The sequence below is a fragment of the Variovorax sp. GW823-FHT02B07 genome (assembly GCF_058797695.1).
In genome coordinates, this window is record NZ_JBXAJX010000005.1 from 71,658 (window position 1) to 87,057 (window position 15,400).

Below are 15,400 nucleotides of genomic sequence, written 5' to 3' on the forward strand. Positions count from 1 at the left end.
GTGACGCGAAGCTAGCGCCGAAGTATCCCTCAGACGACGGCGCCGGCGTTCGGGTCGTCGCCGCCGGAGTCGCCGTCGCGCTTGACCGGCGGGCCCTTGATCAGGTCCTCGCGCTTCACGCCCAGCCACATCGCGATCGCGGCGGCCACGAAGCACGACGAGTAGATGCCGAAGCAGATGCCGATGGTCAGCGCCAGCGCAAAGTAGTGCAGCGTCGGGCCGCCGAAGAAGAACATCGACAGCACCACGAGCTGCGTGGAGCCGTGGGTGATGATCGTGCGGCTGATGGTCGAGGTGATCGCGTTGTCGATGACTTCGGTGGTCGTCATCTTGCGGTAACGACGGAAGTTCTCGCGCACGCGGTCGAAGATCACGACCGACTCGTTCACCGAGTAGCCCAGCACCGCCAGCACCGCTGCCAGCACCGCCAGCGAGAACTCCCACTGGAAGAAGGCGAAGAAGCCCAGGATGATCACCACGTCGTGCAGGTTGGCCAGCACGGTGGACAGCGCGAACTTCCATTCGAAACGGAACGCCAGGTAGATCATGATGCCGATCACCACCATGGCCAGCGCCTTGATGCCGTTGGAGGTCAGCTCGTCGCCGACCTGCGGCCCGACGACCTCGATGCCGCGCTGCGTGGCCGACGGGTCGACCGACTTCAGCGCCTGCATGACCTGCGCGCTCTGCTGGTCGGAGCTCATGCCCTTCTGGGTGGGCAGGCGGATCTGCACGTCGCGCGAGGTGCCGTAGTTCTGCACCTGCACTTCGGGATAGCCGAGCTTGGTGACGGCCTCGCGCACCTTGCCGATGTCGGCCGATTGCTCGTAGGCCACTTCCATCACCGTGCCGCCGGTGAACTCCACCGACAGGTGCAGCCCGCGGTGGAACAGGAAGAACAGCGCCAGCGCAAAGGTTGCGAAGGAAATGATGTTCAGCACCAGGGCATGGCGCATGAACGGGATGGTCTTGTGGATGCGGAAGAATTCCATGGCGATGGTCCTCGGCCGTTACTTGGTGTCGACCACGGCCGTGCCGTCGGTCTTGGGCCGCCAGACGGTGCCGATCGACACAGACTTGAGCTTCTTCTTCTGGCCGTACCAGAAGTTCACGAGGCCACGCGAGAAGAACACGGCGGAGAACATCGAGGTGACGATGCCGATGCAGTGCACCACCGCGAAGCCGCGCACCGGACCCGAGCCGAAGGCCAGCAGCGCAATACCGGCGATCAGCGTGGTCACGTTGGAGTCGAGAATCGTGCCCCAGGCGCGGTCGTAGCCCGCGTGGATGGCGGCCTGCGGCGAGGCGCCGTTGCGCAACTCTTCGCGCACGCGCTCGTTGATCAGCACGTTGGAGTCGATGGCCACGCCGATGGCCAGCGCCATGGCCGCGATGCCGGGCAGCGTGAGCGTGGCCTGCAGCATCGAGAGAATGGCGACCAGCAGCATCAGGTTCACGGCCAGCGCGATCGACGAGAACAGGCCGAACAGCGCGTAGTAGGCACACATGAAGACCATGATGGCCAGGAAGCCGTACATCACGCTCTTGAAGCCTTTTTCGATGTTGTCGGCGCCGAGCGTCGGGCCGATGGTGCGCTCCTGGATGATCTCCATGGGCGCGGCCAGCGAGCCGGCGCGCAGCAGCAGCGCGAGGTCGCTCGCTTCGGCCACCGTCATCGAGCCCGAGACCTGGAAGCGGTTGCCCAGTTCGCCGTTGATCGACGGGGCCGTAAGCACTTCGCCCTTGCCCTTCTCGAAGATCAGCATGGCCATGCGCTTCTTGTAGTTCTCGCGGCTGACGTCGCGCATGATGCGACCGCCCTTGGCGTCCATGGTCAGGTCGACCTTGGGCTGGTTGCTCTGCTGGTCGAAGCCGGGCTGGGCGTCGGTGAGGTTCTCGCCGGTGACGAGCACCTGCTTCTTCACGATCACCGGGCGACCACCGCGGTCGAGGAATTTCTCGGAGCCGAAGGGCACGGGCGCGCCGCTCAGTTCGGCCGCGCGGCCTTCGGCGCTTTCGTCCACCATGCGCATTTCGAGCGTGGCGGTGCGGCCCAGGATTTCCTTGGCCTTGGCCGTGTCCTGCACGCCGGGCAGCTGCACGACGATGCGGTCCAGGCCCTGCTGCTGGATCACCGGCTCGGCCACGCCGAGTTCGTTGATCCGGTTGTGCAGGGTCGTGATGTTCTGCTTGAGCGCGGCGTCCTGCAGGCGGCGGGCCGCCTCGGGCTTGATGGTGGCGGTCAGGCGCCAGTTGGTGCCGTCCTGGGTGTCGGTGGTGCTGAGGTCGGGGAACTGGTCCACGATCAGGCGCTTGGCGGTCTCCAGCGAGGCCGCGTCGCGGAAGGTCACCTCGACGGTCTGGCCGTTGCGGCTGACCTGGGTGCCGCGGATGCTCTTGTCGCGGAAGGTGGTGCGCAGGTCGCTCGCGAACGATTCGGCCTTCTTGTCGATGGCGCCCTTCATGTCGACCTGCAGCAGGAAGTCGACGCCGCCGCGCAGGTCCAGGCCCAGGTACATCGGGAACGCATGCAGCGACGTGAGCCACTTGGGCGAACGCGACAGCAGGTTCAGCGCCACCGTGTAGGGCGGGTCGCTGGCGTCGGGCACCAGGGCGCGCTGCACGACGTCGCGCGCCTTGAGCTGGTCGTCGGTGGTGGTGAAGCGGGCGCGCAGCGAGCCGGCGTCCAGCGTCACCAGGTCGGGCGTCAGGCCGGCCGCCTTCAGCGCCTCCTCGACCCGGGTCTGGGTGGCGGCATCGACCTTGACGGTCGTCTTGGCCGCGGACACCTGCACCGCGGGTGCCTCGCCGAAGAAATTGGGCAGGGCGTAGATGAGCCCCACGAGCAGCACGATCACGATGATCGTGTACTTCCAGACCGGGTAACGGTTCATGAGAAGGCGCTTTTCACAAGCGTTTCAGAAATGGAACACGGCGTGACTTGGGGCCCTGCGCCCTGAAGCGCAAGGTTCAGCTCACGCTTTTATTGCTTGACGGCGCCCTTGGGCAGCACCTGGACCACCGCGCTGCGCTGGATCTTGATCTCGACGCCGTTGGCGATTTCCAGGCCGAGGTACTGGTCGTTCAGCGAGGTGATCTTGCCGAGCACGCCGCCGGCCGTGGCGACTTCGTCACCCTTGGCCAGGGCTTCGATCATGGCGCGGGCCTCTTTCTGGCGCTTCATTTGCGGGCGGATCATGACGAAATACAGCACCACGAACATCAGCACCAGCGGCAGCATGCTGCCCAGCGAAGACAACATGTCGCCACCACCGGCGGCTGCGGGCGCGGTTTGAGCGAAAGCAGAGGAAATGAACAAGAGAGTCTCCAGCAGAGGGAAGAGAGAAGAAAAAGACTTCAGATGCGCGGGCCGGGCCCGCGGTTCCGCGCCCACGAGGGATGCGGGCCGCAAGTCAAAGGCTCGGCGGGGGAGGCCGCGCGCAGTCGGGCATTGTATTCGGCGCGGATGGCCGTTTCGCGCCCTTATCCGGCGCACCCCCGAGGGCTTTCAGCTATGGTTTAAATAGCAAAGAGCGCCGCAGGGGCGCTCTTTGTCAGGGGAAACGGGCCTGTCGGATCAGGCCGCTGCGCGCTGCGCCTGCGGGTTGCGCCACTTGCCCATCAGCTCGGTCCAGCGGGTGCGGGCCGCCGCCAGGTTGCGCTCCTTGACGTGGCCGTAGCCGCGGATCTGCTCGGGCAGGCTCGCGATCTCCAGCGCCAGCGCGTGGTTGTCGGCGCGCAGGCCCTTGAGCACTTCCTCGATGCTGGCGCGGTACTCGCCGATGAGGGCGCGCTCGGTCTTGCGCTCTTCGGTGCGGCCGAAGACGTCGAGTGCCGTGCCGCGCAGGCCCTTGAGCTTCGCCAGGAAGCGGAAGCCCGTGAGCATCCAGGGGCCGAACTTCTGCTTCTGCAGCTGGCCCTTGGTGTTCTTCTTTGCAAGCAGCGGCGGCGCCAGGTGGTAGTTGAGCTTGTAGTCGCCCTCGAACATGCCCTCGACGCGGTCCAGGAAGCTGCGGTCGGTGTGCAGGCGGGCGACTTCGTACTCGTCCTTGTAGGCCATGAGCTTGAACAGGTAGCGCGCCACCGTTTCGGCCAGGCCCGTGCTCTTGCCGACGGCCGACTCGACCTGCTGCACGCGGCCGACGAAGGCCTTGTATTCCTCGGCGTAGGCGGCGTTCTGGTAGCCGGTCAGGAACTCGGCGCGACGAGCGACGAGGGCCTCGACTGTCTCGCGCTTCTTGAACTCGATGACTTGGCCCGGGCGCACGCGCTTTTGCAGCTCGTCCGGACGCACGGCGGCCTGGCGGCCCCACTCGAAGGCGGTCTTGTTGTTCTCGATGGCCACGGCATTCAGCTCGATGGCGCGCATCAGCGACTCGTGCGCCAGCGGCACCCAGCCCTTTTGCCAGGCGTAGCCCAGGATCATCGGGTTGACGTAGATGGTGTCGCCCATCAGCGCGGTGGCGGCGGCATCGGCGTCGAAGGCGCCCAGGCCGTCGATGCCCACGGCGCGCGCAATTTCAGCGGCGCAGGCGTCTTCGGGGTTCTGCCAGTTGGCGTTGCGCACGAAGGCCGCCGTGGGCGCGCTGTGGCTGTTGAGCGCCACGTGCGTGCGCCCTTCGCGCATGCGCGCCATGGTCTCGGCGTTGATCGTGACGAGCGGGTCGCAGGCCAGGATCAGGTCGGCCGCCGCGGTGCCCACGCGGGTGGTGCGGATGTCGTCCTGCGTGTCGCCGATGAGCACGTGGCTCCAGGTGGCGCCGCCCTTTTGCGCCAGGCCCGCCGCGTCCTGCGTGACGATGCCCTTGGCCTCGATGTGCGCGGCCATGCCCAGCAGCTGGCCGATGGTGATCACGCCGGTGCCGCCAACGCCGGCCACCACCACGCCCCAAACCTTGCCGCCCGCGAGCGACGGAATGGCGGGCTCGGCCAGCAGGCCGAACTCGGCCGGCGTGGCCGCCTTGTTCTTGCCCTTCTTCTTGAGCTGGCCGCCCTCGACGGTCACGAAGCTCGGGCAGAAGCCCTTCAGGCAGCTCATGTCCTTGTTGCAGCTGCTCTGGTTGATGGTGCGCTTGCGGCCGAATTCGGTCTCCAGCGGCTCCACCGAGAGGCAGTTGCTCTGCACGCTGCAGTCGCCGCAGCCTTCGCAGACCAGCTCGTTGATGACCACGCGCTTGGCCGGATCGACGGCCGTGCCGCGCTTGCGGCGGCGGCGCTTCTCGGTCGCGCAGGTCTGGTCGTAGATGATGGCCGTGGTGCCGGCGATGGCGCGGAACTCGCGCTGGATGTCGTCGAGCAGGTCGCGGTGCTTCACCTGCACGTGGTCGCCGGGGATGTTCACGCCCTCGTACTTCTCGGGCTCGTCGGTGACGATGACGACCTTCTTCGTGCCCTCGGCATGCAGGCTCTCGGCGATCTGCAGCACCGAGTGGCCCTCGGGGCGCTCGCCCACGGTCTGGCCGCCGGTCATGGCGACCGCGTCGTTGTAGAGGATCTTGTAGGTGATGTTCACGCCGGCCGCGATGCTCTGGCGGATGGCGAGCAGGCCGCTGTGGAAGTACGTGCCGTCGCCCAGGTTGGCGAAGATGTGCTGGTCGGTCGTGAAGGGCTGCTGGCCGACCCATGGCACGCCCTCGCCGCCCATCTGCGTGAAGCCGATGGTGGAGCGGTCCATCCAGGTCGCCATGAAGTGGCAGCCGATGCCGCCCATCGCGCGCGAGCCTTCGGGCACGACGGTGCTGGTGTTGTGCGGGCAGCCCGAGCAGAACCAGGGCTGGCGCGTGGCGTCGGCCACGCTGGTGGAGGCCTGCTGCACCACCATCGCGCGCTCCTTGGCCTCCAGGATGGCCAGTTGCGCGTCGATGCGCGCGGCCATGTCGGCGCCGGCGGCGGCCAAGAGGCCGGTCTTCTTCAGGCGCGCGGCGATGGCCTTGGCGATGAGGGCCGGATTCAGGTCGGCGTTGGCGCGCAGCAGCGTGTGCGAGGTCGGGTTGGGCATCGACCATTCGCCGCCGGAGTAGCCGTCGTCCGTGGAGCTGGCGCCTTCGTCGAACTTGCCGACCACGTTGGGGCGCACGTCGGAGCGCCAGTTGTAGAGCTCTTCCTTCAGCTGGTATTCGATGACCTGGCGTTTCTCCTCGACCACCAGGATTTCCTGCAGGCCGGTGGCGAATTCGCGCGTGAGCTGCGCCTCCAGCGGCCACACCACGCCCACCTTGTGCAGGCGGATGCCCAGCTGGCGGCAGGCCGCGTCGTCCAAGCCCAGGTCGATGAGCGCCTGGCGCGTGTCGTTGTAGGCCTTGCCGCTGGCCATGATGCCGAAGCGGTCGTTCGGGCCTTCGATCACGTTGTGGTTCAGGCGGTTGGCGCGGATGTAGGCCAGCGCGGCGTACCACTTGTAGTGCATGAGCCGGGCTTCCTGCTCTAGCGCATGGTCGGGCCAGCGGATGTGCAGGCCGCCGGGCGGCATCTCGAAGTCGGTGGGAATGACGATGTCGACGCGCTCGGGGTCGATCATGGCCGTGGCGCTGGACTCGACGATCTCCTGGATCGTCTTCATGCCCGACCACACGCCCGAGAAGCGGCTCAGCGCGAAGGCGTGAATGCCCAGATCGAGAATTTCCTGCACGTTGGCCGGGAAGAACACCGGCGTGCCGCAGGCCTTGAAGATGTGGTCGCTCTGGTGCGCGGCCGTGCTGCTCTTGGAGATGTGGTCGTCGCCGGCCACCGCGATCACGCCGCCCCAGGCGGTGGTGCCGGCCATGTTGGCATGCTTGAACACGTCGGAGCAGCGGTCCACGCCCGGGCCCTTGCCGTACCAGATGCCGAAGACGCCGTCGAATTTGTTGGTGCCCTGGGGCGAAAAGCCCAGTTGCTGCGTGCCCCACAGCGCCGTGGCCGCAAGCTCTTCGTTCACGCCGGGCTGGAAGACGATGTTCTGTTCCTTGAGGAACTTGCTGGCTTTCCACAGCGCCTGGTCGTAGCCGCCGAGCGGGGAGCCGCGGTAGCCGCTGATGAAGCCGGCGGTGTTCTTGCCGACCTGCTTGTCGCGCAGGCGCTGCAGCATCGGCAGCTTGACCAGGGCCTGGACCCCGCTCATGAAGGCGCGCCCGTAATCGAGGCTGTATTTGTCGTCGAGCGTGACGGTTTCTAGCGCGCGGCGAATGTGCTCGGGCAGCGGGGCGTTCATGTTCTCTGTCTCCGTATTGGCAGGGCTTTGTGGGCCTGGCTGAGGGGTGTGGGTCTGTGCCCGGTAGGGCGCAAGCCCATGGTGACGCAAAGTGTATGCCGGGGTCTGCGACAGGTGTTTGCGTTTTTTGCCTCGAAAAAACGACTTTCAGAAAGAATCTTGCTTAACATCCACCCCCATGGAAAGCATTGACAAGTTCGACCTCGCTATCCTGCAAGAACTGCAGACCGATGGCCGCCTCACGAACGCCGAGCTGGCGCAGCGCGTGGGCCTGTCGGCGGCGCCCTGCTGGCGCCGCGTGCGGGCGCTGGAAGACGCTGGCTTCATCAAGGGCTACCGCGCCGAGATCGACCGCCACAAGATCGGGCTGGGCGTGCTGGCCTTCGTGCGCGTGGACACCGAGCGCGTGACCCACGAGGCCACGCGCAAGCTGGAAGACGCGATCCGCAAGATGCCCGAGGTGGTGGCCTGCCACTACATCAGCGGCACCGGCACCTTCGAGCTGCAGGTGGTGGCGCAGGACCTGAACGGCTTCTCGGCCTTTGCGCGGCAGAACCTCATGAACCTGCCGAACGTGAAAGACCTGCACACCAGCTTCTCGCTGGGCGAGGTGAAGGCCAACAGCGCGCTGCCGCTGGGGCACCTGGCGAAGTAGCCGCCCCTCCAGAAAAGAAAAAGGGCCGCCTCCCGCGAGGGAGCCGGCCCGTCCATCCGCCCGAGGGCGGTGCACCTTCTATCTGGTTAGAAGGTGATGTCCTTCTCGACGTCCTGCAGCTTGCGGCGGGCCAGCGCCAGGTTCGACTTCGCCTTGTCGAGCACGAAGTAGATGAACACGCCTTCCTTCTGCGCCATCGGGCGCAGCAGGTGGTACTGCTTGCCCAGCGTGATCAGGATGTCTTCGATGGTGTCGCTCAGGCCCAGCGCGCGCATCGTCTTGAGCTTGGCACGCATCACTTCGGTGTTGCCGGCGGCGGCCACTTCGAGGTCCACGCCGGAGCCGGCGGCGCCCAGCATCATGCCGCTGGCGGAATCGACCACGGCAGCGCACAGGGCGCCGTCGGCGGTCAGGAGGGTGTCGAGGCTGGTCTGGATCGAGGCCATGTCAGTAAGTCCTGTGAGTGAAATTCATGCGAATGAAAAAAGAGGGTGGAGACGTCGCATGCCAATCCGTCCCCGCCCGTGAATTCGTGGGTGAGGCCTAGGGCTGCGGCGCCTCGAGCGCCCGCACGCAGGCCGCCGTGCGGTACATCGCCTGCGCGAGCACCGCGTCGGCGTCGGCGATGACGTTCACCACCAGCGAGGTCTCGCCGCTGTGCACCGGGCTGACGAGCGCAAAGCCGTTGTCGGTCGCGACCGTGATGCAGGTGCAGCGACCCAGACGCGCCTCCTGCGACACCACCGCGCCGATGGCGGCGATCGAGCTGGCCATGGCGGCGATGCGCGCGGGCTCGACGTCGCGCCGCGCGACGCTGGCGATCTCGAAGCCGTCGGGCGTGGCGATCACCACCGAAGCGATGCCCGTGACCTCGTCGAGCACGCGGCGCGCCTCGACCGCGGCGCGCAGCTTCAGGGCGTGGGGAATCTTCATGGCGCGGCCTCCTCGTCGAGCACTTCGATCTGCATCAGCAGCGTCTCGATCAGCGCGACCACGTCGTCCTTGCGGCGCGGGTCGACCGCCAGCAGCGGCAGCACCAGCCCGCGCGCCGCCAGGGCCTGCGCGTAGTCGTCGAGCGTGGGGGTGGGGTGCGAGGGCAGGCGGCTCACGCCCACGGCGCAGGGCATGCGCTCGAGCGCGCCGGCGAAGCCGTCCAGGTACTGGGCCAGGTCGGCCATCGGGTCGGGCCGGCTGTTGTCCAGCAGGATCGCCAGGCCCAGCGCGTCGCGCACCAGGATCTTCCACATGAAGTCGAAGCGGCTCTGGCCCGGCGTGCCGTACAGGCGCAGCCGGTCGCCGTTGTCCAGCGTCACCTGGCCGAAGTCGAGCCCCACCGTGGTGGTGGCCTTGGCGACCGAGGTGTCGGCGTTGGCGACCTCGGTGGCGATCGGCGCGGTTTCGCTGATGGCCGCGATGGCCGTGGTCTTGCCCACGCCCATCGGGCCCGTGAAGACGAGCTTGAAGTCCCTCATGCCGGCGCCCCGTTCAGGCCAGCCCGAGGCGTCGGCGGATGCGCGAGAGCAACCCCCGCTTGTGCTGCGCGGCCTCGGCGCCGGCGCCGGCCCCCGAGGGGCGCGGCGCGCGGGCTTCCTCCGACCAGGTCAGCGCGCCCTCTTCCTCCAGCAGGCCGAGGAAAGTGCTGCACTCCTGCACGTCGATGCGGCCCAGCACGCTCAGGCTTTCGGCCGATTGCGCGCTCTTGGACAGGGCGGCCGCCAGCCGCACGTAGATCGGATGGCGCTGCAGGGTCACCTGCGAGGGCCAGCGGATCAGCGAGGCGCGTGCGCGGATCGAGCGCACCATGGCGCGCGCCGCGTCGCCCGAGGCCCCGCTGGGCGCGACCTGGTTGAGCAGCGCGACCAGCTCTTCCGCGTAGATGGGACGCGCCAGCGTGCGGCGCGCGGGCGCGGCGGCCAGGGCCTCGCCGCGCGCCACCATCGGCACCACGAAGCGCGCGGCCGGCGTCTGCCGCTCGGCGGCCGGCGCATCGCCGTCCACCAGCAACAGGTCGCAGGGCTGCGACTCGCTGACCGTCCACAACGACCGGAGATTGGAGCTGAGGCGAACGATGATCCGCAGGAGCTCGACCTCGACCTGAGGGAGCCCCATGACGCCCAAAACCAATGGCATACCTTCTTCCCTGAGCAATTGTTCTTAATAGTTCCTTATTGTTATATGTGTTAACTAATTGATGCGTTGTGTATCGAGTCGATGCCCAAATTTGGACGCGCACCGAGAAGTAACGCACACGCTGGGAGCGCCGGGCCGGCGGCGCGGCCCTTCGCGAGACCTCTGGGACACTGGGGCCCATGAATTCCGAAGAAGCTGGCCCACGGGCCCTGTCGCACCTGCACACCCTGGGCCTGCTGACCGACGCGGAACACGCGCAGGCGCTCGCGCACCCCGACCTGCCGAACGCGCCGCTGCGCACCCCGAGCGAAGCGCTGGGCTGGGCAGCCGCCAAGGACATCGTCGCGCCGGAGGCGCTGCCCGGCCTGCGCGCCCGTGCCGCCCCGGGTGCGCAAGACGAGGCGCACCGCACCGTGGCGAATGCGGTGGCCATGGTCAGCGGGCAGGCGCCGGCCTGGGTGCTGCTCGAGATCAGCCTCATGGCGAACCGCCTGGAAGACGGCGTGACCGAGAGCGCCCTCGATCAGCTGCAGGCGCTGCAGTTGATCGATCCTGCGCAGCACGCACAGGCCCTCAGCCTGCTGCCCGCACAGGAACCCGAATGGGCCGCGCCCGCTTCGCCGGCCGCCACGCTCGCCTGGGCCGTGCGCACCGGCGTGCTGACGCCCGCGCAGCTGCAGATGCTTGCCACGCCGATGTCCGCGGTCTCGCCGGAGGGCCGGCAGGTCGTGGCCGATGCGCTCGCCCGCACGGAGCGCAACAGCGGCGGGCGCACGAAGACCGTGCGCACCCGCACCGTGACGTGGCACTCCACAGGGGCGCCCGCCTCGCCCCGCGCGGGCAAGGTGATCGCGGTCGTGGCCGTGGTGGCCGTCGCGCTCTACCTCCTGTTCGCTCGGTAGGCGGCAAGGGGTCCCGATAGCGACCGCCTAAAATGCTCGCCCACCGCTTCCCGCCGGGCGGCAAAGACACAAGGACCCCGAATGAACTCTCTACGCCGTGCCCTGGCCCTCGGCCTCGCTGCCGCCACGCTCGCCTTCGGTGCCCAGGCCCAGAACCGCGAACTCACCGTGGCCTCCAGCGCCACCTACGCGCCGTTTGCCTTCGAGAACAAGGACAAGCAGATCGTCGGCTTCGACATCGACATCATCAACGCCATCGCCAAGCAGCAGGGCCTGAAGATCAAGATCGTCAACACGCCCTTCACCGGCATCTTCGGCGCGCTGAACAACGGCGACGTCGACCTCGTGATCTCGGGCGTCACCATCAACGAGAAGCGCAAGCAGAGCTACGACTTCACGCCGCCGTACTTCGCGGCGCGCCAGCTCATCGCGCTGCCGAAGAACAGCACCGTGGCCTCGCTGAAGGACCTCACGGGCAAGAAGATCGCCGTGGTCAGCGCCTCCACCGCCGACGACATCGCCTCGCGCGAGTTCGGCAAGACCAGCCCCAACATCCGCCGCTTCGAGAGCACGCCACTCATCATTTCCGAGCTGGCCGGCGGCGGCGTCGATGCCGCCATGGGCGACAACGGCGTGATCGCCTACCGCGTGGCGCAGCACCCCGAACTGAAGACGCTGGACGACAAGTCCTTCCCCGAAGAAGGCTTCGGCATCGTCGTGAAGAAGGGCGACAAGGCGCTGCTCGACAAGCTGTCGGCCGGCCTGGCGGCCATCCGCGCCGACGGCAGCTACGTGACGATCTACAAGAAGTGGTTCAACAAGGACCCGAACGTGCGCTGAGCCGCACGGCATTTTCCTGAACACGGCCGCCCTCACGCGGCCGTTTCGTTTTTCCGCTGACCGACAGATAGACAGAGAGTTGAGGACGCAAGCATGGAACAACCAGTGCTGCTTTTCGGATGGTTCCGCTGGGACATCCTCGTGGAATACAAGGACCTGTTCTGGCAGGGCGCCTGGATGACGCTGCGCATGACCGTGGTCTGCGTGCTGCTGGGCGCGAGCTGGGGCCTGTGCCTGGCGCTGGCGCGGCTGGCGCAGGCGCGCCACGCGCCGTGGACCTGGCTCACGCGCGTGTTCCTGCGCTGGCCGGCCACGGTGTACGTGAGCTTCTTCCGGGGCACGCCGCTGTTCGTGCAGATCCTGCTCATCCACTTCGCGGTGATGCCGGTGTTCATCCACCCGAGCACGGGCATCCTGATCGACGGCGAACTCGCGCGCACCCTCAAGCAGGAGCACGGCGCCCTCATCTCCGGCGTGGTCGCGCTCACGCTGAACTCGGCGGCCTACATCTCCGAAGTGTTCCGCGCCGGCATCCAGTCGATCTCGCGCGGGCAGTTCGACGCCGGCCGCTCGCTGGGCCTGAGCCCGGCGCAGGTGATGCGCTACGTGGTGCTGCCGCAGGCCTTTCGCCGCATGCTGCCACCGCTGGGCAACAACGCGATCGCGCTGCTCAAGGACACCTCGCTGGTGTCGGCCATCGGCCTGGCCGAACTGGCCTACGCCGCGCGCACCGTGGCCGGCGCCTATGCGCGCTACTGGGAGCCGTACCTGGCGATCTCGGTGGTGTACTGGGTGATGACGCTGGTGCTGACCACGCTGCTGCGACGGCTGGAACACCGTCTCGCACGCAGCGACAGAAGTTAGGCACACCCCCAGGCTTCGCGCACTTCGTGTCGCTACGCCAACCCCCTTGCAGGGGGCAACACCTGAGGCCCGGCAAAGCCGGTTCCTCGGTGTTCCTGGAAAGAGAAGAGCGTCTTGTCGATGCTCCGCTGTTGCCCGCGCCACAATAGCGCGACATGCCGCCCATATCCCCCGAAGAGACACCCCTCCCGCCGGCCCGGCCGCAGCCCTCGAACCTCGCGGCGCTCGAGCCCCTGAAGCTCCCCGTGTTCCGCATGCTGTGGAGCACCTGGCTCATCGCCAACATCTGCATGTGGATGAACGATGTGGCCGCGGCGTGGATGATGACCTCGCTGACCACCTCGCCGATCTGGGTCGCGCTGGTGCAGTCGGCCTCCACCCTGCCGGTGTTCCTGCTCGGGCTTCCGAGCGGCGCGCTGGCCGACATCCTCGATCGCCGGCGCTGGCTGGTGGCCACGCAGTTCTGGCTGGCCGGCACCGCCGTGGTGCTGTGCGCCGCCATCGCGCTCGACGTGATGACCGCGCCGCTCCTGCTGGCGCTCACCTTCGCCAACGGCATCGGGCTGGCGCTGCGCTGGCCGGTGTTCTCGGCCATCGTGCCCGAGCTGGTGCCGCGCCAACAGCTGCCGGCGGCGCTGGGCCTGAACGGCATCGCCATGAACGCCTCGCGCATCGTCGGCCCGCTCACGGCCGGCATGCTGATCGCCAGCGCGGGCAGCGTGTGGGTGTTCGCGCTCAACGCGGTGCTGTCGGTGGCCTCGGGCTTCGTGGTGCTGCGCTGGCGCCGCGAGCACACGCCCAACCCGCTGGGCCGCGAGAAACTCATCAGCGCGATGCGCGTGGGCGTGCAGTTCGTGCGCCAGTCGCAGCGCATGCGCGCGGTGCTCACGCGCGTGTCGCTCTTCTTCTTCCACTCGACCGCGCTGCTGGCGCTGCTGCCGCTCCTGGCGCGCAACCTCCAGGGCGGCGGCGCCGGCACCTTCACGCTGCTGCTGGCCGCCATGGGCACGGGCGCGATCATCGCGGTGCTCTTTCTGCCACGGCTGCGCCAGGCGCTCGGGCGCGACCAGCTGGTGCTGCGCGGCGCCATGCTGCAGTCGGCCGCCACGGCCGTGATGGCCGTGGCGCCCAACGCCTGGGTCGCGGTGCCGGCGATGTTCTTCGGCGGCATGGCGTGGATCACGGTGGCCAACTCGCTGTCGGTGTCGGCCCAGCTGGCGCTGCCCGACTGGGTGCGCGCGCGCGGCATGTCGACCTACCAGATGGCGATCATGGGCGCGAGCGCGATCGGCGCGGCGCTGTGGGGCCAGGTGGCCACCGTCACGTCGCTGAAGCTGAGCCTGGCCATCGCCGCCGTGAGCGGCACGCTGCTGATGCTCGCCGCCATGCGCTGGGTGACCGACGTGAGCGGCGAGGACGACGTGCGCCCCGCCCAGGCCGGCTGGGCCACGGGCCCACCCGCCGAGGCGCCGCAGGAAGACGGCCGCGTGGTGATCACGGTCGAGTACCTGATCGACCCGTCGCGCGCCGCGGCCTTCCACCTCGTGATGCAGCAGACCCGGCGCGCGCGCCTGGGCCAGGGCGCCATCGGCTGGGAGCTGCTGCACGACATCGCGCAGCCCGAACGCTACGTGGAGCAGATCGTGGACGAGTCGTGGACCGACCACCTGCGCCGCTTCAACCGCGCCACCGCCGCCGACATGGCGCTGCGCGAGCGCCGGCTGGCCTTCCACCTGGGCGAGTCGCCGCCGGTGATCACGCGCTTCGTGGTGCGGCGCTGAGCAGGGCCGTCAGCGGAAGAAAGCCAGCCGCGCGAGGAAGGTGTGGTCGGCCTCCGCCGCCATCAGCCCGACCAGCACCAAAAGGCACAGCGGCGGCAGCAGGATGGCGTAGACCAGCGCCATCCGCTCCCAGGCCATGTGCATGAAGACCGCGACGATGAGCCCGGCCTTCAGCAGCATGAAGACGATGATCAGGCCCCAGCGCAGGTAGCCCTGCACGTGCAGGTAGTCGACCATGTACGACATCGCGCTGAGCACGAACAGGAGCCCCCAGATCTTCAGGTACAGGCCGATCGGGTGTTGCTGGCCGGTGGTGGTGTGAGTGTTCATGGTCGTCCTCACCAGAGATAGAACAGCGCGAAGATGAAGACCCACACCAGGTCGACGAAGTGCCAGTACAGGCCCACGATCTCGACCACCTGGTAGTTGCCGGCCTTGTCGTAGTCGCCGCGAATGAGCTTGAAGGCCACCGCGAACAGCAGCACCACGCCGGCCGACACGTGCAGCCCGTGGAAGCCCGTGATCATGAAGAAGGCCGCGCCGAACTGCGCCGCGCCCATCGGGTTGCCCCAGGGCCGCACGCCCTCCTCGAGGATCAGCTTGGACCACTCGAAGGCCTGCATGCCCACGAAGAGCTCGCCGAAGGTGGCGGTCACGAGCATCAGCGTGGCGGCGTTCACGCGGTCGCCGCGGTAGGCGAAGTTGACCGCCATCGCCATCGTGCCACTGCTGCTGATGAGCACGAAGGTCATGATCGCGATCAGCAAAAGCGGCACGTCGGCCCCGCCCACGTGCAGCGCGAACACCTCGCTCGGGTTGGGCCAGGCCACTGTGGTCGAGACGCGCACCGTCATGTAGCCCGTGAGGAAGCAGCTGAAGATGAAGATGTCGCTCAGCAGGAAGATCCACATCATGGCCTTGCCCCACGAGACGTGGAAGGCCTGGCGGTCGGACGACCAGTCGGCCACCAGCCCGCGCCAGCCGCTCGTGGCGACGGCAGTGGAGCCGGTGAGGGTTGCTGCAGTGGTGGAGTTCATGC

15 protein-coding genes are annotated in these 15,400 nt (G+C 67.7%); 5 read left to right on the forward strand and 10 right to left on the reverse strand.

Annotated features, from left to right (window positions below):
- Positions 1 to 29: 29 nt before the first annotated feature.
- The 4 genes from secF to AC1RGU_RS23910 form a co-directional block, all read right to left on the reverse strand.
- The gene (secF, locus tag AC1RGU_RS23895; protein WP_062478240.1) at positions 30 to 992 is read right to left on the reverse strand and encodes a protein translocase subunit SecF; all 963 of its coding nucleotides are present in this window, start codon (positions 990 to 992) and stop codon (positions 30 to 32) included.
- Between the two features lie 18 nt (positions 993 to 1,010).
- Positions 1,011 to 2,894: a protein translocase subunit SecD gene (gene secD / locus AC1RGU_RS23900; RefSeq protein ID WP_062478237.1), complete on the reverse strand. Its 1,884-nt coding sequence runs from the start codon at positions 2,892 to 2,894 to the stop codon at positions 1,011 to 1,013.
- 89 nt (positions 2,895 to 2,983) lie between these two features.
- On the reverse strand, positions 2,984 to 3,319 hold the full coding sequence (gene yajC, locus AC1RGU_RS23905) for a preprotein translocase subunit YajC (RefSeq protein ID WP_062478234.1): 336 nt from the start codon (positions 3,317 to 3,319) through the stop codon (positions 2,984 to 2,986).
- A gap of 258 nt (positions 3,320 to 3,577) precedes the next feature.
- On the reverse strand, positions 3,578 to 7,189 hold the full coding sequence (locus tag AC1RGU_RS23910) for an indolepyruvate ferredoxin oxidoreductase family protein (protein ID WP_492698373.1): 3,612 nt from the start codon (positions 7,187 to 7,189) through the stop codon (positions 3,578 to 3,580).
- Between the two features lie 178 nt (positions 7,190 to 7,367).
- Here AC1RGU_RS23910 and AC1RGU_RS23915 point away from each other — a divergent pair, with 178 nt between their 5' ends.
- A complete protein-coding gene (locus AC1RGU_RS23915; protein ID WP_062478228.1) occupies positions 7,368 to 7,844 on the forward strand; it encodes an Lrp/AsnC family transcriptional regulator in 477 nt (158 codons plus the stop codon).
- Positions 7,845 to 7,930: 86 nt separating this feature from the next.
- On the opposite strand, the gene AC1RGU_RS23920 is transcribed toward AC1RGU_RS23915, so the two are convergent.
- The 4 genes from AC1RGU_RS23920 to AC1RGU_RS23935 form a co-directional block, all read right to left on the reverse strand.
- Positions 7,931 to 8,290, reverse strand: a complete 360-nt coding sequence (locus AC1RGU_RS23920; protein WP_062478225.1) for a hypothetical protein — start codon at positions 8,288 to 8,290, stop codon at positions 7,931 to 7,933.
- Between the two features lie 97 nt (positions 8,291 to 8,387).
- Positions 8,388 to 8,777, reverse strand: coding sequence for a roadblock/LC7 domain-containing protein (locus tag AC1RGU_RS23925; RefSeq protein WP_139700765.1), 390 nt, complete (start codon positions 8,775 to 8,777; stop codon positions 8,388 to 8,390).
- Positions 8,774 to 9,316, reverse strand: coding sequence for a GTP-binding protein (locus AC1RGU_RS23930; RefSeq protein WP_070063237.1), 543 nt, complete (start codon positions 9,314 to 9,316; stop codon positions 8,774 to 8,776). The genes AC1RGU_RS23925 and AC1RGU_RS23930 overlap by 4 nt, the downstream gene beginning before the upstream one ends.
- Before the next feature lie 13 nt (positions 9,317 to 9,329).
- Complete coding sequence (locus tag AC1RGU_RS23935) at positions 9,330 to 9,974, reverse strand: hypothetical protein (protein WP_492740809.1); 645 nt, start codon at positions 9,972 to 9,974, stop codon at positions 9,330 to 9,332.
- Positions 9,975 to 10,153: 179 nt separating this feature from the next.
- Here AC1RGU_RS23935 and AC1RGU_RS23940 point away from each other — a divergent pair, with 179 nt between their 5' ends.
- The 4 genes from AC1RGU_RS23940 (at position 10,154) to AC1RGU_RS23955 (ending at position 14,361) form a co-directional block, all read left to right on the forward strand.
- Complete coding sequence (locus AC1RGU_RS23940; RefSeq protein WP_492698378.1) at positions 10,154 to 10,876, forward strand: hypothetical protein; 723 nt, start codon at positions 10,154 to 10,156, stop codon at positions 10,874 to 10,876.
- Between the two features lie 81 nt (positions 10,877 to 10,957).
- The gene (locus AC1RGU_RS23945; protein WP_062479619.1) at positions 10,958 to 11,716 is read left to right on the forward strand and encodes a basic amino acid ABC transporter substrate-binding protein; all 759 of its coding nucleotides are present in this window, start codon (positions 10,958 to 10,960) and stop codon (positions 11,714 to 11,716) included.
- Between the two features lie 93 nt (positions 11,717 to 11,809).
- Positions 11,810 to 12,580, forward strand: coding sequence for an amino acid ABC transporter permease (locus tag AC1RGU_RS23950; protein ID WP_492698380.1), 771 nt, complete (start codon positions 11,810 to 11,812; stop codon positions 12,578 to 12,580).
- Between the two features lie 155 nt (positions 12,581 to 12,735).
- Entirely contained in the window at positions 12,736 to 14,361 is a 1,626-nt protein-coding gene (locus tag AC1RGU_RS23955; protein ID WP_095950483.1) for an MFS transporter, read from the forward strand.
- Positions 14,362 to 14,370: 9 nt separating this feature from the next.
- On the opposite strand, the gene AC1RGU_RS23960 is transcribed toward AC1RGU_RS23955, so the two are convergent.
- Together AC1RGU_RS23960 and AC1RGU_RS23965 are read right to left on the reverse strand one after the other, a co-directional pair.
- Positions 14,371 to 14,691 carry a cytochrome C oxidase subunit IV family protein gene (locus AC1RGU_RS23960; protein WP_492698382.1) on the reverse strand — a complete coding sequence of 107 codons (321 nt, stop codon included), beginning with the start codon at positions 14,689 to 14,691 and terminating at the stop codon, positions 14,371 to 14,373.
- Between the two features lie 8 nt (positions 14,692 to 14,699).
- Positions 14,700 to 15,398: a heme-copper oxidase subunit III family protein gene (locus AC1RGU_RS23965; RefSeq protein WP_095747270.1), complete on the reverse strand. Its 699-nt coding sequence runs from the start codon at positions 15,396 to 15,398 to the stop codon at positions 14,700 to 14,702.
- Between the last annotated feature and the right edge of the window lie 2 nt (positions 15,399 to 15,400).